20 protein-coding genes are annotated in these 23,538 nt (G+C 52.0%); 16 read left to right on the top strand and 4 right to left on the bottom strand.

The features are described 5' to 3' along the window. The first annotated feature begins 10 nt into the window (after positions 1 to 10). From ACQ4MZ_RS00715 to ACQ4MZ_RS00690, 6 genes are all read left to right on the top strand, one after another. Positions 11 to 1,267 carry an MFS transporter gene (locus ACQ4MZ_RS00715; protein WP_430841960.1) on the top strand — a complete coding sequence of 419 codons (1,257 nt, stop codon included), beginning with the start codon at positions 11 to 13 and terminating at the stop codon, positions 1,265 to 1,267. Positions 1,268 to 1,522: 255 nt separating this feature from the next. Beyond that, a complete protein-coding gene (locus ACQ4MZ_RS00710; RefSeq protein ID WP_430841958.1) occupies positions 1,523 to 2,527 on the top strand; it encodes a 2-hydroxyacid dehydrogenase in 1,005 nt (334 codons plus the stop codon). A 10-nt stretch (positions 2,528 to 2,537) separates the two neighbouring features. Beyond that, complete coding sequence (locus ACQ4MZ_RS00705; protein ID WP_430841956.1) at positions 2,538 to 3,989, top strand: FGGY-family carbohydrate kinase; 1,452 nt, start codon at positions 2,538 to 2,540, stop codon at positions 3,987 to 3,989. A gap of 267 nt (positions 3,990 to 4,256) precedes the next feature. After that, positions 4,257 to 5,714, top strand: a complete 1,458-nt coding sequence (locus ACQ4MZ_RS00700) for an FGGY-family carbohydrate kinase (RefSeq protein WP_430841954.1) — start codon at positions 4,257 to 4,259, stop codon at positions 5,712 to 5,714. Between the two features lie 2 nt (positions 5,715 to 5,716). Further along, complete coding sequence (locus tag ACQ4MZ_RS00695; protein WP_430841952.1) at positions 5,717 to 6,319, top strand: histidine phosphatase family protein; 603 nt, start codon at positions 5,717 to 5,719, stop codon at positions 6,317 to 6,319. 13 nt (positions 6,320 to 6,332) lie between these two features. After that, a complete protein-coding gene (locus ACQ4MZ_RS00690) occupies positions 6,333 to 7,271 on the top strand; it encodes a glycerophosphodiester phosphodiesterase family protein (RefSeq protein WP_430841950.1) in 939 nt (312 codons plus the stop codon). A gap of 19 nt (positions 7,272 to 7,290) precedes the next feature. On the opposite strand, the gene ACQ4MZ_RS00685 is transcribed toward ACQ4MZ_RS00690, so the two are convergent. Continuing rightward, a complete protein-coding gene (locus tag ACQ4MZ_RS00685) occupies positions 7,291 to 8,169 on the bottom strand; it encodes a KilA-N domain-containing protein (protein ID WP_430841948.1) in 879 nt (292 codons plus the stop codon). Positions 8,170 to 8,417: 248 nt separating this feature from the next. On the opposite strand from ACQ4MZ_RS00685, the gene ACQ4MZ_RS00680 reads away from it, so the two are divergent. The 5 genes from ACQ4MZ_RS00680 to ACQ4MZ_RS00660 all read left to right on the top strand — a co-directional run bounded on the left by ACQ4MZ_RS00680 (position 8,418) and on the right by ACQ4MZ_RS00660 (position 12,757). After that, on the top strand, positions 8,418 to 8,771 hold the full coding sequence (locus ACQ4MZ_RS00680; RefSeq protein WP_430841946.1) for a PadR family transcriptional regulator: 354 nt from the start codon (positions 8,418 to 8,420) through the stop codon (positions 8,769 to 8,771). A gap of 3 nt (positions 8,772 to 8,774) precedes the next feature. Then, on the top strand, positions 8,775 to 9,047 hold the full coding sequence (locus ACQ4MZ_RS00675; RefSeq protein ID WP_430841944.1) for a permease prefix domain 2-containing transporter: 273 nt from the start codon (positions 8,775 to 8,777) through the stop codon (positions 9,045 to 9,047). Then, a complete protein-coding gene (locus tag ACQ4MZ_RS00670) occupies positions 9,047 to 9,946 on the top strand; it encodes an ABC transporter permease (RefSeq protein WP_430843792.1) in 900 nt (299 codons plus the stop codon). The genes ACQ4MZ_RS00675 and ACQ4MZ_RS00670 overlap by 1 nt, the downstream gene beginning before the upstream one ends. Next, on the top strand, positions 9,877 to 11,427 hold the full coding sequence (locus ACQ4MZ_RS00665; protein WP_430843791.1) for an FtsX-like permease family protein: 1,551 nt from the start codon (positions 9,877 to 9,879) through the stop codon (positions 11,425 to 11,427). The genes ACQ4MZ_RS00670 and ACQ4MZ_RS00665 overlap by 70 nt, the downstream gene beginning before the upstream one ends. A 133-nt stretch (positions 11,428 to 11,560) precedes the next feature. Continuing rightward, complete coding sequence (locus tag ACQ4MZ_RS00660) at positions 11,561 to 12,757, top strand: L,D-transpeptidase family protein (protein WP_430841942.1); 1,197 nt, start codon at positions 11,561 to 11,563, stop codon at positions 12,755 to 12,757. Here the strand turns inward: ACQ4MZ_RS00660 and ACQ4MZ_RS00655 are convergent. The 3 genes from ACQ4MZ_RS00655 to ACQ4MZ_RS00645 form a co-directional block, all read right to left on the bottom strand. Further along, positions 12,730 to 13,497 carry a murein L,D-transpeptidase catalytic domain family protein gene (locus tag ACQ4MZ_RS00655; RefSeq protein ID WP_430841940.1) on the bottom strand — a complete coding sequence of 256 codons (768 nt, stop codon included), beginning with the start codon at positions 13,495 to 13,497 and terminating at the stop codon, positions 12,730 to 12,732. The two genes, ACQ4MZ_RS00660 and ACQ4MZ_RS00655, sit on opposite strands and share 28 nt — an antisense overlap. A gap of 310 nt (positions 13,498 to 13,807) precedes the next feature. After that, a complete protein-coding gene (locus ACQ4MZ_RS00650; RefSeq protein WP_430841938.1) occupies positions 13,808 to 14,665 on the bottom strand; it encodes a prephenate dehydrogenase in 858 nt (285 codons plus the stop codon). A gap of 26 nt (positions 14,666 to 14,691) precedes the next feature. Then, a complete protein-coding gene (locus ACQ4MZ_RS00645) occupies positions 14,692 to 15,849 on the bottom strand; it encodes a pyridoxal phosphate-dependent aminotransferase (protein ID WP_430841936.1) in 1,158 nt (385 codons plus the stop codon). 164 nt (positions 15,850 to 16,013) lie between these two features. On the opposite strand from ACQ4MZ_RS00645, the gene modA reads away from it, so the two are divergent. The 5 genes from modA to ACQ4MZ_RS00620 all read left to right on the top strand — a co-directional run bounded on the left by modA (position 16,014) and on the right by ACQ4MZ_RS00620 (position 23,500). Continuing rightward, complete coding sequence (gene modA / locus ACQ4MZ_RS00640) at positions 16,014 to 16,766, top strand: molybdate ABC transporter substrate-binding protein (RefSeq protein ID WP_430841934.1); 753 nt, start codon at positions 16,014 to 16,016, stop codon at positions 16,764 to 16,766. A 216-nt stretch (positions 16,767 to 16,982) separates the two neighbouring features. After that, positions 16,983 to 17,657 carry a molybdate ABC transporter permease subunit gene (gene modB / locus ACQ4MZ_RS00635; RefSeq protein ID WP_430841932.1) on the top strand — a complete coding sequence of 225 codons (675 nt, stop codon included), beginning with the start codon at positions 16,983 to 16,985 and terminating at the stop codon, positions 17,655 to 17,657. Continuing rightward, positions 17,638 to 18,531: a sulfate/molybdate ABC transporter ATP-binding protein gene (locus tag ACQ4MZ_RS00630; RefSeq protein WP_430841930.1), complete on the top strand. Its 894-nt coding sequence runs from the start codon at positions 17,638 to 17,640 to the stop codon at positions 18,529 to 18,531. The genes modB and ACQ4MZ_RS00630 overlap by 20 nt, the downstream gene beginning before the upstream one ends. 75 nt (positions 18,532 to 18,606) lie before the next feature. Continuing rightward, on the top strand, positions 18,607 to 19,284 hold the full coding sequence (locus ACQ4MZ_RS00625; RefSeq protein WP_430841928.1) for an SGNH/GDSL hydrolase family protein: 678 nt from the start codon (positions 18,607 to 18,609) through the stop codon (positions 19,282 to 19,284). A 196-nt stretch (positions 19,285 to 19,480) separates the two neighbouring features. Further along, positions 19,481 to 23,500, top strand: coding sequence for an FG-GAP-like repeat-containing protein (locus tag ACQ4MZ_RS00620; RefSeq protein WP_430841926.1), 4,020 nt, complete (start codon positions 19,481 to 19,483; stop codon positions 23,498 to 23,500). Positions 23,501 to 23,538 lie beyond the last annotated feature (38 nt).

Below are 23,538 nucleotides of genomic sequence, written 5' to 3'. Positions count from 1 at the left end.
CAATCCCACAATGACACCAACGACACCCTTTGACCGCATCGGATTACCCCGGCACCTTGCCTGGGGTTATCTGGGCATCCTGATCTTCATGATGGGCGACGGCGTGGAGCAAGGCTGGCTCAGCCCCTATCTCCTCGACCGCGGCATGACGATCCAGCAATCCGCATCGCTGTTCACGGTTTATGGCATTACCATTGCCATTTCGTCCTGGTTTTCGGGCGTCCTCGCCGAAGGCTATGGGCCGCGTAAAGCCATGTTGATGGGCATTTTGCTTTACGTCGTCGGGACCGTCGGTTTTGTGGGACTGGGCATGGAATCGCTGAATTTCCCCGTTATGCTGCTCACTTATGCAGTCAGAGGGTTCGGGTACCCGTTGTTTGCCTATTCGTTTCTGGTTTGGATCACTTATCGCACGCCTGAGAACGCGCTTGGGCGTGCGGTGGGCTGGTTCTGGTTTGTATTTACGGGCGGCCTCAATGTGTTCGGCGCCTATTATTCAAGCTGGGCCATCGAGCGGATCGGCTACCAGAATACCCTTTGGAGCTCCATTTTCTGGGTTTCTGTCGGGGCATTTTTTGCATTGGTTTTGAATAAGGATCAATTCCACTCCACCGGCGAAGCGGCCGGCAAGGCCAAAGAACTTTTGAAAGGTTTTACCATTATCAGAGAAGAACCGAAAGTACTGATCGGCGGCATTGTACGCATTATCAACACCACGGCGCAGTTTGCATTTCCGGTATTCCTGCCTACTTACATGGCCGAGCATGGGCTGTCTACCCAGGAATGGCTGTGGATATGGGGCACCATTTTTACGAGTAATATCATTTTTAACCTCATATTCGGCTTCGTCGGCGACCGGTTGGGCTGGCAAAACACCATTATGTGGTTCGGCGGCTTTGGTTGCGGCGTAAGCACCCTGCTCTTTTACTACTCGCCCGCGCTTTTCGACGGCAACTTCTGGCTGATCCTCATCCCAGGCATTCTCTGGGGTGGATTACTCGCCGGGTATGTGCCGCTCTCCGCATTGGTCCCCTCATTGGTAAAAGAAGAAAAAGGCGCCGCCATGGCCATTCTCAACCTCGGCGCGGGTCTCCCCGTATTCATTGGCCCGGCTATCGTCGGCCTGTTTATCGGCTCCATCGGCAGCGAAGGAGTTGCATGGACGCTTGCGGTTTTGTACTTCATCAGCGCCATTTTGACCCGGTTCATAACGCTGCCACAGACTAGTGCCGTGGAGGCGGAAATGGTCAGGAATGGTCAGGTATAGTCAAGTATGGTCATTTATTGCCAAGTGTTGTCAGAAATAGCCATGGGTTGTCAGGTGTAGTCAGGCATTGTCATGGATTGATTCTTCTCAAAATCAGAATTATTCTGACTATCTAAACACAGATGACTATCCTCACTATACTTGACAATAACTGACAACTCCTGACCAAACATGACCACAAATGACAATACCTGACTACTTCCCCAACATAAATTAAATACCGTCAAACTTTAAAGAACCGTATCGACACCAAACATGAAAATCCTAATCACCGCCCCCTACCACGACAAGGCGCAGCAGGCGTTAAAAGAACAATTCGGAGAAATCATCTATAAGCCATGGAAATTACAGGAGCGCGCTTACAATGAGGACGAACTCATTGCACTACTGACTGAGACCGGAGCAGACGCCCTCATTACCGAGCACGATCACGTTACAGCTGCGGTAATCGAGGCGTTCCCGGATTTACAGTTTATCGGCGTTTGCCGCGGGACGCCCTCCAATGTGGCTGTGGCGACCGCTACGGCCAGAGGCATCCCGGTTTTCAATACTCCCGCACGTAATGCGCAGGCAGTGGCCGAAATGTTCATTGCCAACCTCATCAATCTCCTGCGTAACACGCTCGAAGGCATTGCCTGGCTCGAAGGCGAACACTGGGAGGCCGGCGCGCATACTTCCTATTTGCAGTTCAAGGGGAATGAAATTGCCGGAAAAACAATCGGAATGGTCGGTTTCGGAGCCGTAGGGCAAACTATCGCTAACCTTGTCAAGCATTTTCCGGCCGAAATCCTGTATTACGACCCGTTCTATACTTCCGATGACCCGGATTACAAAAAGGCCAGCCTGGAAGATGTTTTTCGGCTCAGCGACGTGGTATCGATCCATTTGCCTGTGACCAAGGAAACCGAGGGCATGATTGGGGAAGAGCTGATCGGGTTAATGAAAAAAGACGCCATTTTCGTCAACACGGCGCGCGCTGTGGTGGTGAAACGGGAGGCATTACTATCGGCCATCGAAAACAATGCAATCCGCGGTGCGATCCTCGACGTTTTCGACCACGAACCACCTGACGCACTGGATTATAGGCTCATCCACCATAAGAATGTACTCGCTACGCCGCATATCGCGGGGGCTACGTTTGAAGTGGAAGACCACCACGCCGACATTATGAACAAGGCGCTGCGCGGCTTTTATGTGGAAGGCAACCGGAACGTCCGCCAGTTGGTGAACCGCGAAGTATTGCCTGTTAAAACCCATTAATCCCCAAAAAATGACTTTAAAACAGGCATACCTCGTGGCCGATATCGGCACTGGCAATGTACGCGTAGCCATCGCCGACCCCGCCGGTACTATCCTCGGCGTGGCGAGCGGCAATATGCAATACCATAAGGACGAGCGTTACCCCGAATCCATATTTTTCGATCCAGACACGCTTTGGGAGCAAATAAAAAGTCTTGCGAAAACTGCATTAACCCAGGCCGGAATGGTGACCATCACGGCCATTACCGCCACCAGCCAGCGTGAGGGCATCGTAGCGCTCGACAAAAACGGCGCGTCGCTCATCGGCATGCCTAATATCGACCACCGCGGACGCGAATGGGAAAATATTATCCCCGACAAGCACGAAGTTTACATGCTGACAGGCCGTTACCCTACATCGCTTTTTTCGGCATTGAAGCTCGTCGGCGTCCGCGAACGCCGCCCCGGGCTTTGGCAGCAAGTGTCCACATTCGTCAGCATCAGTGATTGGGCGCAGTATATGTTCAGCGGAGTGCAGGGCTATGAGCATTCGCAAGCCTCGGAAACTTTGCTTTACGATGTTGCCCAGGGCGGATGGTCCCAACAACTTTGTGAAAAATACCGGCTCGACGCCTCACTCCTTCCGCCGCTCGTGCATTCCGGATCTGTTTTGGGTAAAATACAACCGGATATTGCAGCCGAACTCAGTATTTCGGAAGCCGCCGTGGTGGTAGTCGGTGGCTCGGATACCCAACTGGCGATCATGAGTCTCGAACCGTCCGTCGAGGATATTGTGATCGTTTCGGGCACCACCACGCCCATCATTAAAATAGCCGACCACTACATTACCGACGCTCAGGAACGCACCTGGACCAACCGGCATACCGACAATGCGAACTTCCTGCTCGAAGCCAACGCGGGCGTTACGGGCCTGAATTACCAGCGGCTGAAAGAAATCTTTTATCCCAATGAACCCTACGAACTGATCGAAACCGAGGTAGCAGCCATTCGCGATACGCATTGTATAGGCGCGCTGGGTTCACTGCTGGCGGGCGAGAAATCACCGCTGATCCGTGGAGGTTTTATTTTCAATACGCCTGTGTCGCACCAGCTCAGCCGGGCGCATTTCGTGTGGGCTACGCTTTGGGATATTGCTTGCAGCATTTCCGAGAACTATCATGTGCTTCGTGAAGTGACGCGCCATGAGCAGGATTATGTGTGGATGTGCGGCGGGGGTGTGCAAAGCAGACTGCTGCGGCAGTTTATCGCCAATTTATTAGGCAAAAAAGTGATGATACGCGCCAATTACCGTCAGGCCTCGGTCTCGGGCGGGGTGGTGATCTGCAACAATGCGTTGAACATTCCGAACAATGCAGCGGAGACATTGGAAATTACCCGGCCAGAGGACGACAACATCTGCCGCGAATGGTACCACGAATGGAAAAGCGCCCGGAAAGCATTCAAATCATTGGCGAGAAATTAACGTCAATGATGAAAACGCGACACACATATTTTGGCGCGTACAATATTTCGGGAACGCGAATATTTTGGGAACGGTAATATTGCGGTGTCCACAAGTATTGCGGTGCGCTGCACCTTACGGTCCGATATTACCAGGCATTCACGCCAGGTGCAGAGCACCGCAATATTTGTAGACGGGCCGGACCGTGATTATGGTCGATACCACGCATCGCCATAATTTTATTGTAAATCATATATTTTATTGTCAATCAAAATATTGATCTGTTAAATGCATTCATATTTCATAGGAATCGACGTCGGGACGCAGGGGGTGCGGGTGGTAATGCTCGACGACACAGGCCGAACGGCAGGCAGCAGTGAAAAGATGTTTCCGCTTACGCAGCATTCGCGCGAGGAACAATCACCGGCATTGTGGTGGGAATCGGTATTTACGTGCTTGCAAAATCTGCTGGTTTCTGTGCGCGAAGTGATCGATCTAAATGCTATCAAGGCTGTTTCGGTTACCTCCACATCCGGCACGGTGATCCCGCTCGATGCGCACGACGAGCCGCTTCATAATGCACTGATGTATTCCGACACCCGCCCTGCCGCGGAAGGAAAATACTGCCGCGAAATCGCCGAACGGTTTCACCCGCAAGGTTACACCGGCTTCAATGCATCCAGCGGATTATCAAAAATGGTGTGGTACTCAAACCATTTCACCGAAAAAGCTGCGCAGATCAAAACCTGGATACACGCGACGGATTTTATCATCGGCAAACTCTGCGGCGACTATTCGGTAACCGATTATACCAATGCGCTGAAATCGGGCTTTGACGTAGGAGCGGGCGAATGGCCAGGTTACCTGACAGAGCATCTGCCGTTGCAGAAAGAATGGCTGCAAAAAGTTGTCCCGTCGGGCACGCAAATCGGTCGCTTACTCCCGGAGTTGAGCGAACAACTCGGCGTAGGGGCGATTCAGGTCATAGCCGGCATGACCGACGGCTGTGCGTCACAGGTGGCTTCCGGTGCAGTGCGACCGGGAGATTGGAATACCACCATAGGCACCACGCTCGTCGTGAAGGGCGTTACTACGCGGGAAGTACGCGATCCGGAAGGCCGGCTGTACAGCCACCGCCACCCCGAAGGCTACTGGATGCCCGGCGGGGCAGGCAATATCGGTGCCGACTGGGTTTCGGCAGGCTTCGCCGACGATCTCCCCGCATTGACCCACGCCGCCTCAGACCTCATTCCCACCGGCCTGATCGCCTATCCTTTGCTGCAACCAGGCGAACGATTCCCGTTCATCGCCCCTCAGGCACGGGGTTTTTCGCCCGAAAATGCTAGTCGCCAGGCCACATTTGCCGCTAATATGGAAGGCGTGGCGTTCGTAGAGCGGTATGCGTACCAGATGATCGAAAGCCTCTCGGACGAGAAGGTGAATGCCGTGTACACCGCCGGCGGCGGCAGCAACAGCGATGTGTGGCTTACCATTCGGGCGAATGTGCTCAACCGCCCCGTACACAAATGCGGTAATGTGACCGGCGCTGCAGGTGCTGCAATCGTTGCTGCCGCGGGCTCCTATTTCGGAACGCTTACCCAGGCGGCGCAGGCTATGACTCGCATTGAGAAGACGATCAGGCCCGAACCGGCGCTGGTAACTGCTTACACGCTGCAATACCGGAATTTTATCCAAGCTTTAACCGAAAAAGGTTTTATAGCAGGGCCCGTGCCCGTAACCCATTGACCATGCTTCACGTATATCTGCTCCGCCATGGAGAAACATTCTGGAATGCCGACGGCAACCGCTACTGCGGCGCAACGGACATCGGATTGACCGAAAAAGGCCTCGAACAGGCGCATTTGGCAGCTTCATTGCTGAAAGGCATTGCATTCGACGCGGTGTACACATCTCCACTTCAACGCGCCCATCACACGGCTACCATTGCTTCGGGCAACTACCCGGGCATTACCGTCGACCAACGGCTGATTGAAGCCTCATTCGGCGAATGGGAAGGGAAAACGCGCGCCGAGTTCATCGCCGAAAATCCCGCGCTCTGGGACGCATGGGCGCGCGAGCCCGATTATGCACGCGCGGGCGGCACGGGCGAGACGGCCATCGAGATTGTGACACGCGTCGATAATTTTTTCAATGATATTTTACAAAAACATCCCAACGGGACCGTGCTTGTAGTGGCCCATAATGCGGTGAACCGGTTTTACATGGCCTGGAAATTAGGCATGCCGCTCAAAAACTACCGCCAGATTGTTCAGGAAAATTCTTCGGTAACGCTGTTTAGTCTCGATCCGCAAGGTGAATTCAGTCTTTTAAAACTCAACTGCCGCTCATAATTTTAAAATAATCATGAAAAAGAAACTCCTTAACCCGTTCATATTAACCGCATTGCTCGCCCTTGGCAACCATTTTGCAGGCTATGCGCAGAGCAAGCTCAATGTCCTGAAAATCAAGACTGCGAAGGATTTACACGCCTATTTTCAATTCACCGGCAACGACCCGATACTGATCGCCGGACACCGCGGCGGGATGGTGAAGGGCTTCCCGGAAAACTCCATTGCCACTTTTGAAAATACATTGAAATACACCCCAGCATTCTTCGAAATCGATCCACGATTGACCAAGGACAGCGTCATGGTGCTCATGCACGATGCCACGCTCGACCGCACCACCACGGGGACGGGCAAGCTATCGGACTACACTTATGAAGAACTCAAAAAATTCCGCCTCAAAGACGCCGAAGGCAATGTCACCGACTTCACAATCCCGACGCTTTCCGAGGTAATCGAATGGGCGCGCGGCAAAACCGTCCTCAACCTCGACCACAAGGATGTCCCCCTCGCTATGACCGCCGCATTGATCAAAAAGCACAAAGCCGACGCATTTGTGATGCTCACCGTACACAGCGCCGCCGAAATGCAATACTATTTAACTCAAAACAGGAACCACACCTTCTCGGCATTCATCCGGAATATGAAGGAATACGAAGATTACGAAAAAGCCGGTGTCCCCTTCACCCAGATGATCGCCTACATAGGCCCGCACGTGAAGCCGGAGAATAAGGAATTATATGCATTATTGAACAAAAAAGGCACTATGTGCATGATTTCAGCTGCGTCGTCCTATGACAAACTGAAAACCGCCGAAGAGCGTAAAGCCGCTTACCTGGCCATCGCGAAAGACGGGGCGTCTATTCTGGAATCGGACTTACCGATCGAAGCGGCGGAGGCTGTGAAGGAATATGCGCAGAAGAATAGCCCGAAGCAGAAGTTTTTTGAGAAGAAGTAATCATTGGCTTCTTTCCTGCCTATTTGAGTTTCTTTTTGTCAAAGTCTAAGAATGAAGATTCCTGTTCCTTCTTAATAGATTTGATGATATCAAGCTGCTCTAATGTTTTGCGTTGATCATGACAGGTTTCGTCCAATATTTTGAAGCGCTCCCGCTTTCCCAATCCGGTTTTGATTAACACCGAATTAAGATTCTCAAGATTTGAAAGTATCGTCAGTTCATTGATACTGGCCATGTCGCGAATGTTTTCGCCCGCAAGATCGCGCTGCGGATTAGCTTCGCGCCATTGCTTGGCTGTACAACGAAATAAAACGAGGTTCAGCAAATCGGCCTCATCCGCATAAAGCAGCCATTCTTTCGCCTGGGAATAACCGGTTTTCGGAATGAGGTAATCCCGCACGGCAGTTGTGTGTATTTGATAATTTGCTTTTGAGAGGATGCGCTTTACATTCCATTCTAGCCCATATTGATTGTTTTCAATCTCTTTAAGTCTCTGGTACTCCCGAATAACGTAAAGCTTGAATATCGGACTAATTGCTGACCCAAATTCGAATGCTATATCCTTGTGTGCATAAGTACCTCCGTACCTGCCTGATTTAGAGAAGATTCCAATCGCATTGGTGTTCTCAATCCAGTTTGAAACACTCATGGTAAAAGTAGGAACACCCGCTTCTCGTCTAAAGTGGTCGAATTCGACCACTTTAAAATCGGAATTATATATCGTCTCCCACGTTCCCAAAAATTCAATGGTTGAACGGTTCCTGATCCAGTTTTTAATAACATCTGCTGCCCTGCTCACATCCTCTTTTCCCTTCACCATATCGGTGAGGCAGATGTAGTCATTATCGTTGATGGTGGTGATGGATATGTCGACGTTATCCACCGTGATTTTACTCATCTTCGCCATAGTGTGATGATTGTGATGTTATGGTGCTTGTAATCCGATAAAGGAAAAGCTTTGCTGATTCTATCGCATCGAATTTCCTGATAATTTTATAAAAACGCGTGCAACATCGGACGAGCCTTGTTCAAAAACGAACAGGGCTTTTGTCATAAAATAGCCTTAATTCGACTCAAACGGCATTTTCAATACCTGGCAAGATATTTTACATACCGAAATAGATATAATCAATCCGGACACATCCTATGAGACGAAGCGATTTGGGTGAATTTGAAGAAATCGTATTACTGGCCGTGGCAGCACTGGCGCCGGGGGCCTACTCAGTGAGTATTGCCGAAGAGCTCGAAAGCGAAACCGGGCAGACGGTGAGCACCGGGGCAGTACATGCCGCATTGCAGCGGCTCGAACAAAAGGGCTACCTGAGTTCTTACCTCGGCGAAGCTACACAGGAACGCGGCGGACGGCGCAAGCGGCTGTTTAGCATTACGGCCTATGGCGGCAAGGTCCTCCACGAAGCCCGCACCGTGCGGAACAGCCTCTGGAACCGCATTACCCCTTCCGAATTGTCTAAAATGGGCCTCGATTTTTCAAACAGCTGAGCCATGCAACCACTCCCTCCCCGCTGGCTCGATAAGCTGGCTACCCGCATTTGTGCCCCGCACTTGCGCGAAGAACTCCTCGGTGACCTGCACGAGCGTTATGCCTTGCGCCACCGCCGCGCAGGCGCGCATAAAGCCAATTTCTTCTTCCTCCGCGAAGTGGTTGCACTGCTCCGCCCCTCCATTATGAAGCGAAAACCGTCGCCGTATGGCTCGCCATCGGTTTTCAACCGCGATATGCTGGGTAATTATTTAAAATCGGCTCGCGGGTATTGATGAAAAACAGGGGCTATTCGCTGATCCATTTGACGGGACTTTCCATTGGATTGTGGGCCTGTATGATGGTGGCTACCGTGGTGATCGATAGCCTCTCGTACGACCGGCAGTGGAGCAGGAAAGATGATATTTACAGGATTGTGAGTGTAGATAAAATGGGCGGCGGGTTGTCTGAACGGCATACTTCGTCCCCCTCGTACCTTGCGCCCGCATTGCAGAAAATGTACGCTGAAGTAGAGTCCTGGTCGTCCGTTGAATCCTATCGGCCTCATTTTAAGATACGTCCGGAGGATAACGACGGCATAGAAACCAATATGCTGACGGTAGACACGATGGCGAATAAGATGTTGGGCATTAAACTTGTTGCTGGCAGCCTCGAACGCACTACGCAAAACCGATGGAGTTTGCTCGTCACGCGATCGTATGCAGCCAGGATACTCCCGGGTCAGAACCCGATAGGCCGGATTATCCACGAAATCCCGACGCTCCATTCGGAGTCCACACCTTATGAAATCACTGGCCTGATCGAAGACCTGCCTTACAACAGCCATCTCCGCACGGACGTGATCCGGCTGAAACGAACTAAGGTGGAACCGCTGACAAATAATGGTATAATTATGTTCGAGCAAAATTACCTGTTGCTCAAACCCGGCACAGATGTGAAAGCATTTACCCGGAAAGTCAATACGTGGTATGCCCGCTTCACTAAAACAGACCAGCGACAGTTCGAATTCCAACCTTTAAAGGACATCTACCTCCGTTCCGATTTCGCGGAGGGGCAAAATGTCAGGGCAAGCATCCGGACGATCTATATCTTCGCGGGCGTTGCATTATTGCTGTCTTCATCGCCTGCGTCAATTTTGTCAATCTCAGTACGGCCAAAGCATTTGTACGGGTGAAGGAAGCCGGTGTACGGAAAGTACTCAGCGGATCGCGGACGCAGCTCGTCTTGCAGCTTTTGACTGAAACCTTGCTATTATTCGGCATTTCCATCGGCATTGCGGTATTTGCATACTTCTTCACATTGCGCCCGGTCGAAAACTTTCTCGGGCATCGGTTGGTACTCACGTTTACCTCCGATATCCCGATGGCGGGAGGCGCATTGCTGATGTTCCTCCTCACCGCATTGCTCACGGGCCTTTATCCCGCCTGGATAATCTCGGGTTTTAAACCGGCCAACACATTACGCGGCATATTCACAGCGTCGTGGGGGCAAACGGGGGTTCGCAAAACACTCGTCGTAGCGCAATTCTCCATTTCGATTATTGTATTGCTCGCTACCATCGTAGTCTGGCAGCAATTCGATCTGATGAAAAATAAAGAGCTCGGCTATGACAAGAACAACTTGATCGGCATCGAGCAGATTTCCTGGAATGGTAAAGGCGAAGCATTCAAGAACGAACTGCAAAGGATACCGGGAGTCATTCGTAGCAGTCTGAGCCTGTGGATGCCCACAGAGGGCGCAGGTTATATGCAGCGCGAGGTCCCCGACCCGGCCCACGCCGGCCGCCGGCTGCGGATCTGGTACATTGCCGGTGATGTGGATTTACCCGCGACTTTGGGATTAAAATTGGTCAAGGGACGCATGTTCAGCAACGGTTTCGCCGATGCACTTAATGCCGATTCCCTGCGGGAAAAGGATTTTGTAAAATTTGAAACGGCGCAGATGAACCAGAATTCGCTGATAACTGCCTCAGCCGCCAAAATGCTCGGTATCAAACAGCTGGATGTGCAGGCCGAAAACGTAGAGACGGTACCTGTGGGAATTGTCGGCGATTTCCATAACGAATCGCTTTACGAACCGATGAAGCCAACGCTTATTCTCGCGCAAAAGGCGCCGCAATATGCCGGTATGCTCATCCGCATTGAGCCCGGGACCGAAATGCAGGTCGCGGCAGGCATACGAAAGCTCTGGAAACAGTTTTTCTCGGGGAAATTGCTACGTATCAACAACATAGCTGAAAAGCTCAGCCAGCAATATGAATCCGAATCCAAACTCCACCAGCTCTTCCTGTTTTTCAGCGGGCTTACAATGTTCCTTTCGGCGTTAGGCATTTTCGGATTGGTGGTACAGGCCGCCGAACAGCGCGCGAAGGAAGTAGGCATTCGCAAGGTACTGGGCGCGTCGGTGGCCGGTATTGTGGGATTGATCTCAAAAGATTTTGTCAAACTGGTGATCATAGCCATCGTGGTAGCGTCGCCGCTGGCGTGGTATGCGCTGCAAAAATGGCTGGAAAACTATCCTTATCGGACAACGATCCATTGGTGGGTATTCGTCGTGACAGGTTTTGCGGCACTGGCTGTAACAATCGGCACGGTGAGCTTCCAGGCCATCCGCGCCGCGACGGCGGATCCGGTCCGCAGCCTTCGCAACGAATAATCGATTTAGGGAATTAAAGTACAGCGATGCCACTTTAATTCCCCATTTTTAAGCTGCGGGCAGATTGTCCATGCCCTTTTTCAGTTAGCATGACAATTGCATGTTATCTTGCAGCACCAAATCATCGTTCGTAATGCAAATGCTGTCCGCTCTGGGCAAAGCCCGCTATATACCCCTCCTGATACTTTTTACCCTCGCCATCATGCAGTCGTGCCGGAAGAATCCGCAGGACATGACCGACCAGGAGCTGGCAGAGGCGATCAGCAGTAAGGATATTTACCAGGAACTCCTTTCGCAAGCAGGTGAAGCGGGAATCAATACCCAAAAATTTGAAACAAAGGACACCATTGCGCCGGTTTTCGCACTTCTGGAAGAAATCGCGTTCGGCCACAAGCCTACTATCCGGTTTACCCAGAAGAGAATGAGGGCGGATACCGCATTGATCCGCAATGCAGCCGAAGAACTCGCCAGAGGCCAATCGGTGGAAAAGGTAATGGAACAGCTGGAACCCGTTTTCCCGGTTTACCACAACCTGAAAATCCATTACGACCGGCTGCTCAAGTCGAACAAAAAGGACAGCGCAGCGTATGTTGCACAGACCCTAAATGCCTACCGCTGGATTCGCCGGCAAATCCAGGGCGCTCCGCGGTTTGTGATGGTGAATATCCGGGGCGCTTACCTGACGGCCATGGATTCCGCGGGCAAGAATGTGCTCACCATGCGCACCGTAGTAGGCAAGCGGGACACGCCTACGCCTACGATCGACACCTACGCGACGAGCATTGTGACGCACCCGTATTGGAATGTACCCAAAAGCATTGCGATCAAGGAAATTTTTCCGAAAGCCGCCGCAGATCCCGAATATCTGACCCGCAACCGCATTCAGGTGATTGGGAAGGACGGCCAGGCTATTAACCCCGAGGAACTGGAATGGGGCGACCTTACTGCCGATCAATTCCCCTACCGCTTCCGCCAGGAAACAGGCGAGGATAATTCATTAGGCTTGTTAAAAGTTGAGATCAAAAACCCGTTAGCCATTTACCTGCACGACACCAATGCGCGGTACTTGTTCAAAAGCAACCAGCGCTGGCGCAGCCACGGATGCGTACGCGTGCAAAAACCGACGGATCTGGCCAATTATATGGCAGGTACCCAGCTGCTCGACAGCGATTTCATGACCGAGCCCGACAGCGTTTCGCACCCGCCGAAATGGCACAAACTGAAAGTGCGCGTACCGGTGTTTCTGCTGTATTTGCCGGCAGACTGTAATGAGAAAGGAGATCTGATGTATTTCCCGGACGTTTACAAACGCGAGGCACCCAATGCCTGAACTTCGGAAATAGCCTCCATTCCGGCGAGTAACGAGGACTTTTCGAGATAATGCTGGTCACCGGAGTAAATAAACAACCCCGCACCATTATACAGCATATTGATCAGCTTTTTGGAATCGGCGATCGAAACCGCGGGGCAACCTAGGCTGCGCCCGAGACGGCCGGTGTTTTTGATAAATGCCTCGCTCACATAATCGGCGCCGTGCATCACGATCGCACGTTCCAATGCACGGTCGTTAATGCCTTTTTCGAGGCCTTCGAGTTTTAATGACAATCCGTGTTTGCCCTGGTACGTGCCTAAGGTTTTGTAAAAACCCAAACTGGATTGGTAGGAAGAATTGGCATTCGAAAAATGCTCGGCAAACTCGTTGCCCGAGTTTCGTCCGTGCGCCACGTAGGTGTTGTAAAGCACCTTCTTTTTCAACAGGTCGATCACATACAACCGCTTGTTACGCGATGACTGTGTAAAATCACAGATCGCCATGATCGGGTTATCGAGTTTGATTTTCTGGAAACCAAACCATGCACAGTAGAATGCACGCTCCGACAAACCCTGCTTTTTCAGCCCCAGCGAGTCGTACAATGAAATCCATTCGGAACGGGTAACAACCGAGTCGGTTTTCGCGACCGGCGTTTTTTTAGTGGTAGAAATATGGGAAACTGAGTCGGCCCGGTGCACACCCAATGAAATGCCTGCTGCTATCAACACCGCTGCCCAAACCCCATGCGCTTTTGTCATTTCCTATTGTTTTATTGAGACTATATGCTTCAAAATCAATCAAGGAGGCGCCGTTAAACGACCCCACCTTAACAGCCCAAAAATCGCAAATGGTTCCGAAAAATTTCAGAACCATTTACAATGCACTAATAATCAGTAAATTACAAACAACAATTCCTAACCACACCTGACAATAACTGACAACACATGACCATTCCTGACAACACATGACCATACTTGACAAAACATAACCATACTTGACAAAACATAACCATTCCTGACAACACATGACCATACTTGACAAAACATGACGATTCCTGACCACGCCTGACTACTTCTTTTCAATCCCCGCCAAAACCCGCCCTATGTCATTTGCCCGGACCATATAAGAAAGGCTGGCGTCCAGGTCACGCTCATCAATCGCGTCCTTGAATTTTTTCAGGAGCTCGATGTAATCGCCCAGTGCCTTGGAGACATTCTTTTTGTTCTGGTCAAAAATAGGCGCCCACATTTGCGGAGAGCTTTTCGCCAGACGCACTGTCGAAGAAAAACCGGTACTCGCCATATCGAAGATCGCGCGCTCGTCGCGCTCCTTATCGAGGACGGTCATACCCAATGCAAAAGAGCTGATATGGCTCAAATGCGACACGTACGCCAAATGCAGATCGTGCTCCACCGGCTTCATATAATGGATCTTCATGCCCACATCCCGCAGGAAGGTTTCCACCAGGCCCAATGAATCGGGGTTGCTCTTTTCCTTGTCGCAGATGATCACGTTTTTATCGATCAAAAGCTCCCTGAATGCCGCGCCCGGCCCCGAGTTTTCGGTACCTGCCATCGGGTGCGCCGCTACAAACTGGCCCCGTTTCGGGTGCTTATCTGCCAGTTTGCAGATCAGCTCCTTGGTAGAACCCAGGTCCATGATCGTCCGGCCGTCGGGCAGGTGATCGAGCATGTAGGGCAGCAATTTGGTAATGGCGTCCACGGGCGTCGCGAGGACGTTCAGCTCGGAGACCTGCAATGCCTCGTCGAGCGTCAGGATCTCGTCCACGATCCCTTTTGCCAATGCTATTTTCTGATTGACCGCCGAGTTGTCCACCCCCACGAATTTCACATGCGGGTATTTCTCGCGCAGTCCCAGGGCGAACGACCCGCCGAGCAGGCCTACCCCTATGATACTGATGATCATTATTTTAAATTTAAATATCTGAAATATTACCCTTTAATCCGCTCCACCGCCTGCCAGATTCTCTCTTTGGGCAAGCACAATGACAAACGGATATATCGCTGGCCTTTCGGACCAAAAATGAAGCCCGGTGCGATGAAAACGTGCTTCTCAACCAGCAGGCTGTTCACGAGCGCTTCCGCCGATTCCGTGGAATCGGGCAGCTTGCCCCATAGGAACATGCCTTCCTGCTTGTGGTCCCATGTGCAGCCGAGCGTGCGCAGAAGCGCTTCCGAAGCTTCCAGACGCCCCTGGTACACCGCATTTCGCTCTGCGTGCCATTCTGCCGGGTTGCCCAATGCTTTCGCACCGGCCTCCTGCATTGCGAAGAACATGCCCGAATCGACATTGCTCTTGATGGTCAGCACTGCGCTGATGTATTCCTTCGCCCCCGAAAGCCATCCGAGGCGCCAGCCCGCCATATTATGTGATTTGCTCATCGAATTCAGCTCGATAGCGACCTCTTTGGCCCCTTCCACCGAAAGCAGGCTGATCGGCGCTTTCTTGTTCAGGATCAAGCTGTAAGGATTATCATGACAAAGCAAAATCCGATGCTTCTTCGCAAATGCAACCGCCTCTTCGAACAACTCCTGCGTAGCGGGCGCGCCCGTGGGCATATGCGGGTAATTGAGCCACATGATCTTCGTTTTGGGCGTCACGAGGCTTTCCATCGCATTCCAGTCAGGCTGCCAGCCGTGGTCTTCGCGCAGCGGGTATTCCTTCACGACCGCACCGACCATCTGGCTTACGGCGCGGTAGGCCGGGTAACCCAGCTCGGGTACCAGCACCTCGTCGCCGGGGTCCAGGAATGTCAACGATATGTGGGTAATACCCTCTTTGGAACCAATGAGCGGTAATATTTCAGTATTCGGATCGAGTGTTACGCCATAGGTACGATAATAAAAATCTGCAACTGATTTTCTGAAAGCGGGGGTGCCTGTATAAGGCTGATAACCATGCGCCTGCGGTTGATAGGCAGCGGTTGTCAATGCTTCCAGCGTTTCTACTGAGGGCATCATATCCGGGTTTCCGATCCCGAGATTGATGACGTCATGCCCTTCGGCAATCAGTTTGCGCACTTCGGCCAGCTTCACCGAAAAGTAGTATTCCGATGTCTGCCTGGTGCGCTGTGCAGTTTCTATGATCATTATAATGATTAAATTGTGCTTTTAGCCCTTGGCTATCAGCGGTTCAAACGTCCGTCCGGAACAGCCCGGCGAAACGGGGCGCAATTTACGACAATTTCCCGAGGGGACGCTCCACGGAGGCTGCAAGCGGCTATTATTGCAAAACAATATTTCTAAATTGCGGCATGAACAAACTACGTATCCTCATCCTTTTTGCTGCATTGCTGGCTGGTTGCTCCAAACCGTCGGAAAAAATCGTCGTCGCTACCGCTGCCAACGTGCAATATGTGATGAAGGAAATCCAGCAGGAATTCGAGAAGGAATCCGGCAAAAAGATCGAGATCGTGGTCGCCTCTTCCGGCAAACTCACGACGCAGATCCGTGAAGGGGCGCCATTCGACGTATTCGTTTCCGCCGACACCAAATACCCTGAAGAAATTTTCAAAAACGGCGGCTCCGACCTGAAACCGGAAATTTACGCCACCGGCGCATTGGTACTCTGGTCGAAAGACATCCCCGAAGTCGACCTCAAACCGGAAATATTAGCCACCGAGAAAGTCAAAAAAATAGCCGTTCCCAACCCTAAAACCGCACCCTACGGCGAAGCAGCCGTGCAGGCCTTAAAGACATTGAAACTCTACGAACAAACCGAAAGGAAACTCGTATACGGCGAAAGCATCGCGCAAACAGCCCAATACATTACCACAGGCTCTGTGGAAGCAGGTTTCAATGCATTATCCATTGTGCTATCGCCGGAAATGAAGGACAAAGGGCATTATATCATTGTAGATTCAAGCTTGTACAAACCTATTCAGCAAGCGGCTATTCTATTAAAACACAGCGAAGATTCTCCTAAAAAAGCGTCGAGCGAACAATTTTATCAATTCCTTTATTCCGCAAAGGCAAAAGCGATTTTCAAACGGTATGGTTACCAATAATAGTCAGGTATTGTCAAGTGTAGTCAGGAGTTGTCATTTGTAGTCAGGTGTAGTCAAGTGTAGTCATTCGTGGTCAGGTGTAGTCAAGTGCTGTCATTGATAGTCTGGATTAGTCATGAAACACACATACAACAACATCTGACAACACTTGACAACTCCTGACAAAACTTGACCACACCTGACCATTCACTCATTCAATCATTCAATCATTCAAAATTGGATCCCCAACCACTCCTGCTAACCTTCAAACTAGCCAGCATCACTTCAATTTTGCTGCTGGCAATCGCGTTGCCGATCGCCTACTGGCTGGTTTTCGGGAAGTTTAAAGGCCGGGGCCTCGTGGAGGCGCTGATCGGCATGCCGCTCGTGCTGCCGCCATCGGTGATCGGGTTTTACCTGTTGCTGGCATTCAGCCCATCGCATTGGTTTGGGGCAATGGTCGAGGAATACCTGGGGTTAAGGCTCGTCTTTTCATTTCCGGGGCTGGTAATCGCCTCCATTCTGTACAGCCTGCCATTCATGATTTACCCGATCCGCGCGGGCCTGCAGTCGCTGCCGCCTTCGTTGCGGGAGGCATCTTACACGCTGGGCAAAAGCGAATGGCAGACGTTCACGAAAGTACTCCTGCCCAATTGCAAACCGGCCATACTCACGGCATTTGTACTCACATTTGCCCATACGGTCGGCGAGTTCGGCGTAGTACTGATGATCGGCGGTAATATCCCCGGAGTGACCAAAGTGGCGTCCGTAGCGATTTACAATGAGGTGGAAGCCCTGAATTACCCCGCCGCCAATGCTTACGCGATGGTGCTTTTTGCGATCACTTTCGTTATTTTGCTGCTGGTCTATTCCATTAATAACCGACTGCTCCGTGTCCAACAAACTGCTTGACGTCCATATCCGGCATACTTTGCACACCGCGCACGGCATCTTACCGATGGAAGTGGATTTTGCGTTACCGGTCAACAGCATTCTCGCTCTCACCGGGCCCTCGGGTGTAGGAAAAACGACCTTGTTACGGCAAATCGCCGGGTTGGCCATGCCGCAAGCCGGCCGTATTGCTTTTGGTGAAAAACCATGGCTGGACACGGCAGCCCGCGTTCACGTTCCCGCGCAGCAGCGTCACATCGGTTTTGTTTTTCAAGACTATGCATTGTTCCCGCATATGACCGTGATGCAAAATCTTGAATTTGCATTGCCCAAGAACCATGATAGCGCGTTGATCGGGCATTTGCTCGACATGGCCGGCCTTACCCAGCTCACCAACCGGAAACCTCACCAGCTCTCAGGTGGGCAGCAGCAACGCGTTGCCCTCGCCCGCGCCCTCGTACGCGAGCCGGAGCTGCTCTTAATGGACGAGCCTTTTGCCGCCCTCGACCCGGATATGCAACTGCAATTGCAGGATTTATTACTCAAACTCCACCGCGAGCGGCCATTTGCCGTCATCCTGGTAACCCACGATATCGGGGAAATTTTCCGTCTCGCCGATCAGGTGGCAGTCATGGAAACCGGCAGGTTGGCCCGTTTCGGAACACCCGCAGAAGTGTATCTGACCGAGCCGGCCCCCTTGAACGGTATGCTATTGCATGGGGAGGTCCTTACCTGCGAGCGCGTGGGCGATGCGCTGGTCGTACATGCGTGGGTCGACAACCGGGTTCGCAAACTCAACTTGCCGCTCCATTTGGAAACGCAGTTGGATCCGGGGCGGAGTTTCACGATCCACTACGCCCCGGATCCTGCCGGAATACGCCTCATAGACCCTTAATTCGCTCACAAATGCCGTAGGGTAACTTTTCAAATGCATCGTCTTTTTCCCAAAATCCATACTTAACACTAAACCATGAAAGTATTTTTTAAACTGCTGCAAATTGCCATTATCTCGCTTCCGTTACTTGCCATGCGTGCCGACAAGCCCATTCGCGTCGTATTCTTCGGCGATTCCATTACCCAGGCAGGCGTGAGCCCTACCGGCTATATCACCAAAGTAGGCGAAATGTTGAAATCAAAGGGCCAGGACAGCGAATATGAGCTGATCGGCGCCGGAATCGGTGGAAATAAAGTATATGACCTCTATTTAAGGCTCGAAGACGACGTGCTGGCCAAAAAGCCGGATGTGGTATTCATTTACGTGGGTATCAACGACGTCTGGCACAAAGCCTCCTCAGGGACCGGTACCGACCCCGACAAATACGTGAAGTTCTATGAGGCGTTGATCAAAAAACTGAAAGCGCAGAACATTCGTGTGATCGTGTGTACACCTACCGTGATCGGGGAGCGCAATGATAATTCCAACCAGCAGGACGGTGATTTGAACCAGTATTCGAAACTGATTCGCGAAATCGCGACGCGCAACAACCTGCAACTGCTCGACCTGCGCAAGCATTTCCAGGACTACCTGGCCAAAAACAATCCTGAAAACAAGGAAAAAGGCATTCTAACGACTGACCGCGTGCATTTGACGGAGGCGGGCAACCAGTTCCTGGCAGAGAAAATGCTGGAAGCATTGGTACAGAAATAAAATTTGCATTTCCATTAGCGAAGAGAATCCCGGGCGTTCGGCTGCGGGATTTTCTTTTTTGGGAGCCGAAATAACCGTTTGATAACCACTAGCGTTCCTTGAACATTGCTTTCGGAAAGAGTTGGAGATAAGTACAAAATTGAAAACCGGGTAGGCCGCCCTGTTTTACACTTCACCTTATCCCCAATTTTATCCTATGAAACGACACCTCCTGCCGTTATTGATCGCGGCGTCAGTCATTCTCCTGTTTGCCTACGTTTATTTCAACTGTTTTCTTCCAAACCATTTCACCTTATCTGCCGCCAGCGTTTATGATTCAGGCCAGGCACCCTCTGCCAGAAATGCCGATATCCTCATTCCACCCGGTATTGGAGAGGCCATTGCCTCACGCGAGTACCACATTACGTACGACCGCACGAAGCACATGCTCCAAAGCCCCAACCGAAAGCAGAACCTGCGGGCATATTATCGGCCCGGAAGTCTCAACATTCAAAACCGGGTCGATTCCGCTGGTCATAAGTTCTCTTTTACATTAAAAAATGAAGGTATTCTGGCCGACGGCGGCCTGATTGGCCGGTCCGATCCTGCGGCTCAGCCCGAAATATTGGGGAACAAGCTGCTGATCCGGCACGCAAAATTCGACGAAGAATTTGTCAACAATGAAGATGGCATAAGGCAGAATTTCATCGTTCACGAGGCACCCGCAGGTACGAAGGAATTAAAGGTAAACCTTGCCGTCAAAGGCCTGCAAATTCGGAACGGTGCCGAAAACGAATTGCTGTTTTTTGCCCAAAATAATAAAACCACTCCCAGGCTCATTTACCGCGACCTCAAATGCTGGGATGCCCGTAACAAGCCGCTTACTGCGCATCTGACCGGCCAGGGGCAGCAAATTGTGATCGCCGTGGACGTACGCGGCGCCGCCTATCCGGTAACGATCGACCCGATTGTCGTAAATGGTAGCCCTGGCAATGCGGATGCCCTGCTGGAATCGGATCAGGCCGATGCATTGATGGGTTTTTCCGTAGCTTCCGCTGGCGATGTAAATGGCGACGGTTTTTCCGATGTCCTTGCCGGCACACCGCATTATGACAATGGGGAGGACAACGAGGGCGTCGTATTGCTCTATTACGGCTCCGCCAACGGGCTTAATACTGCACCCACGCTTTTTGAAAGCAACCAGGCACATGCTGAAATGGGTTATTCGGTTTCAAGTGCAGGGGACATTAATGCGGATGGTTTCAGTGACGTCGCGCTGGGAGCCCCTTTTTATGACAACGGGCAATCTAATGAAGGAGCGGTGTTCGTTCACCTGGGATCTTCCAAAGGGATAAAGCCAAATCCCGTTGTCATACTGGAGGGAGATCAGTCCGGGGCGCAGTTCGGCATTGCCGTTGCACTGGCCGGCGACATCAATAACGATAATTACAGCGATTTAATAGTGGGAGCCAACGAATTCGATCAGGGGCAATTGAACGAAGGTGCCGCATTTGTTTACTATGGCTCCGCGGCGGGCATTAATCCTGTGACAGTAACTATCCTGCAAATGAACCAGCCGGTCTCCGGAATGGGCACCTCAGTGGCGGGTGCCGGGGATATCAATGCCGACGGTTTCGGCGATGTGCTTGTCGGTGCGCCGTTTTACGATCAGGGGGAATCCGATGAAGGTGCCGCGTTTGTTTACCTGGGTAGCCCGCAAGGAGCATCATTGGTCCCAACCATGATACAGGGCAACCAGGCTAACGCGCACCTGGGCACCTCGCTGGCTTCCGCAGGCGACCTCAATGGCGACACGTTTTCCGATATTATCATCGGTGCACCGCATTACGATAAAATGTATCCCGACCAGGGGCTGGTCAAAATCTACCTCGGCGCCGCTGGTGGTGTCAATTCCAACACTTCGATAGCTCTCTTAGGACAGCAAATGGACGAGGGATTTGGCCGTGCAGTTGCCTGCGTGGGCGATGTGCAAGCCGATGGTTACGCCGACATCCTGATTGCGAGCCGGATGCGGGGCAAAACCCTGCTCAATGAAGGGGTGGTAACGCTCTTTTCCGGAATTCAGGCCGGGGTGGATAAAAAGCCTGTATCCGTTTTCAAAAGTGGCCAAGCCAACGCTTATCTGGGCCAGTCTCTCGCGAGTGCAGGCGACATCGATGGCGATGGTTTCAGCGACATTGTCATCGGCGCCCATCTCTATGATCACGGAGAGAATAATGAAGGGGCCATCATGGTATGGCACGGTGGCGCATTCCGTCCGGACACTGCCAGCGCAACGGCCCTGCATTCGGTTCAACCGGAATCGCAGTTCGGATATGCGGTATCTGGCGCGGGTGACGTCGATGGTGATGGCTACGACGACATTCTCGTCGGCGCACCATATTATGATAATGGCCAATCCGAAGAAGGCGCAGCGTTTCTATTTAAAGGAACGTCCAACGGCATCAGCAAAACAGCTGTAAACATGCTCGAAGCCGACCAGTCCGACGCCGGTTTCGGCACATCAGTTTCCGCCGCCGGCGATGTGAATGGTGACGGTTTTGGCGACATTATTATCGGTGCCATGCATTACGATGAAGACGAGGACGAAGAAGGCGCAGCGTTCGTATACCTGGGTTCCCTCTCCGGCCTCAACCCCGTCCCCATCAAACTGGAAAGTAACAAGACCGGAGCCTGGTTTGGATGTGCCGTCGCCCACGCCGGCGACCTCGATAACGACGGCTTTTCCGAAATCATTATTGGCGCGATGAACTACTCCAATGGCCAGTCAGAAGAAGGCGCGCTCTACATATTCCCCGGTTCGCCCAACGGCCCCGATCCCGCGGGGATGAAGATCATCGAAAGCGACCTGGAAGATGCACGGCTCGGCAATGCGGTAGCTCACGCAGGCGATCTGAATGGCGACGGCACCGACGACCTCATTGCAGGTGCATACAGCGTCGGTTCTTACGACGCAGGCGCGATCTTTATCGGGTATGGAAAGGCAAACGCCTTGGATTCGATTTCAATGGATTGCATCAAAGGGACGCAGGATCAGGCGCATTTCGGCTGGGATGTATCCGGCGCAGGCGATGTGAATGGGGATGGCTATTCTGACCTGATCATCGGAGCGCACGGCTATGATAATGGCGATGGCGCCGCGCACATTTACTATGGCTCGCCGGCTGGGATAACCGCCGGAAACGTCACGCATTTGTATGCACATGAAACGGGCATGGCCGCAGCCATGGGCGAGTCCGTCGCGGGCACGGGCGATCTCGATGGCGATGGATACGGCGATGTCATCGTCGGTGAGCCCTGGTTCATCGATGAAAACACCTCGGTGCTAACCGGCATGGCGCTGATCTATTACGGATCACCGGCAGGGATCGACACAAGCCCCCAACGCATTCAGGGCAATGCCAACGACACTTATGATTTCTTCGGCTGGTCGGTAGCAGCAGCCGGCGACGTGAATGCAGATGGGTTTGGTGACCTGATCGCCGGCTCGCCCAATTTCAGCACCGGCCAGACCGACGCGGACGCCGCGTTTGTTTATTATGGAAACAATGGCCGGGGCTTGCGCAACAACATCCGCCTCTACAATTCGGACCTGACCACATCAATGAATTACCAGCAGCACAACAAAACTGATTTTGGTATCGGATTGGCTGCCAGATCATTCCTGGGTGCAAATAAAGGAAAACTGGTGTGGGAGACGGTTGCAAACGGGAACAGTTTCTCGACCGGTGCCAATGGCCGGATCGCCAATAGTACATTCTGCAATGGATCTCAAAAAGGATATTACAACCTGACAGGCGCCGAGCTCAAAAGTGTGGTGTATAAATCAGGCCCCGGAACGAGCTTGAGGGCCCGAATTAGGTATAATGCCGCCCTTGCATTGACAGGGCAGATTTATGGCCCCTGGCGATACCTTAACGGACCTGCGACCGGCGCAACCAGTGCACCGGCACCGCTGATTTCCGCGAACGCATCTCAAGAAACCGCTATTGCATACGTATATCCAAATCCGGCAGCACTCGCATTGCACATTCGAAGCGAAAAAAGTGTGCCTATTGCCGAATCGTCGCTACTCACGACCAACGGCTCGGTGGTCCGAAAGTGGATAAATGATTTTGAGAAACTGGACATCGGGGGAATTCCTTCCGGCCGGTATACCCTCTGCATTCGTTACACCGATGCTACCGCGAGCACCCATTCCATTGTGCTGCACTAATTATCTGACGGCGACTTTCCAGAGACTACCGAACCACG

The organism is Dyadobacter sp. BHUBP1, from assembly GCF_050587785.1.
GTDB lineage: Bacteria > Bacteroidota > Bacteroidia > Cytophagales > Spirosomataceae > Dyadobacter.
This window is presented reverse-complemented; position numbering and strand designations above follow the sequence as displayed.

Coding starts and splice junctions, on each gene's coding strand:
- ACQ4MZ_RS00685 (WP_430841948.1), bottom strand. CDS start 8,169: ATGAGTAAAATCACGGTGGATAACGTCGACATATCCATCACCACCATC.
- ACQ4MZ_RS00705 (WP_430841956.1), top strand. CDS start 2,538: ATGACTTTAAAACAGGCATACCTCGTGGCCGATATCGGCACTGGCAAT.
- ACQ4MZ_RS00675 (WP_430841944.1), top strand. CDS start 8,775: ATGCAACCACTCCCTCCCCGCTGGCTCGATAAGCTGGCTACCCGCATT.
- ACQ4MZ_RS00680 (WP_430841946.1), top strand. CDS start 8,418: ATGAGACGAAGCGATTTGGGTGAATTTGAAGAAATCGTATTACTGGCC.
- ACQ4MZ_RS00715 (WP_430841960.1), top strand. CDS start 11: ATGACACCAACGACACCCTTTGACCGCATCGGATTACCCCGGCACCTT.
- ACQ4MZ_RS00660 (WP_430841942.1), top strand. CDS start 11,561: ATGCAAATGCTGTCCGCTCTGGGCAAAGCCCGCTATATACCCCTCCTG.
- ACQ4MZ_RS00650 (WP_430841938.1), bottom strand. CDS start 14,665: ATGATCATCAGTATCATAGGGGTAGGCCTGCTCGGCGGGTCGTTCGCC.
- modA (WP_430841934.1), top strand. CDS start 16,014: ATGAACAAACTACGTATCCTCATCCTTTTTGCTGCATTGCTGGCTGGT.
- ACQ4MZ_RS00655 (WP_430841940.1), bottom strand. CDS start 13,497: ATGACAAAAGCGCATGGGGTTTGGGCAGCGGTGTTGATAGCAGCAGGC.
- ACQ4MZ_RS00690 (WP_430841950.1), top strand. CDS start 6,333: ATGAAAAAGAAACTCCTTAACCCGTTCATATTAACCGCATTGCTCGCC.
- ACQ4MZ_RS00710 (WP_430841958.1), top strand. CDS start 1,523: ATGAAAATCCTAATCACCGCCCCCTACCACGACAAGGCGCAGCAGGCG.
- ACQ4MZ_RS00700 (WP_430841954.1), top strand. CDS start 4,257: ATGCATTCATATTTCATAGGAATCGACGTCGGGACGCAGGGGGTGCGG.
- ACQ4MZ_RS00620 (WP_430841926.1), top strand. CDS start 19,481: ATGAAACGACACCTCCTGCCGTTATTGATCGCGGCGTCAGTCATTCTC.
- ACQ4MZ_RS00645 (WP_430841936.1), bottom strand. CDS start 15,849: ATGATCATAGAAACTGCACAGCGCACCAGGCAGACATCGGAATACTAC.
- ACQ4MZ_RS00695 (WP_430841952.1), top strand. CDS start 5,717: ATGCTTCACGTATATCTGCTCCGCCATGGAGAAACATTCTGGAATGCC.
- ACQ4MZ_RS00625 (WP_430841928.1), top strand. CDS start 18,607: ATGAAAGTATTTTTTAAACTGCTGCAAATTGCCATTATCTCGCTTCCG.
- ACQ4MZ_RS00670 (WP_430843792.1), top strand. CDS start 9,047: ATGAAAAACAGGGGCTATTCGCTGATCCATTTGACGGGACTTTCCATT.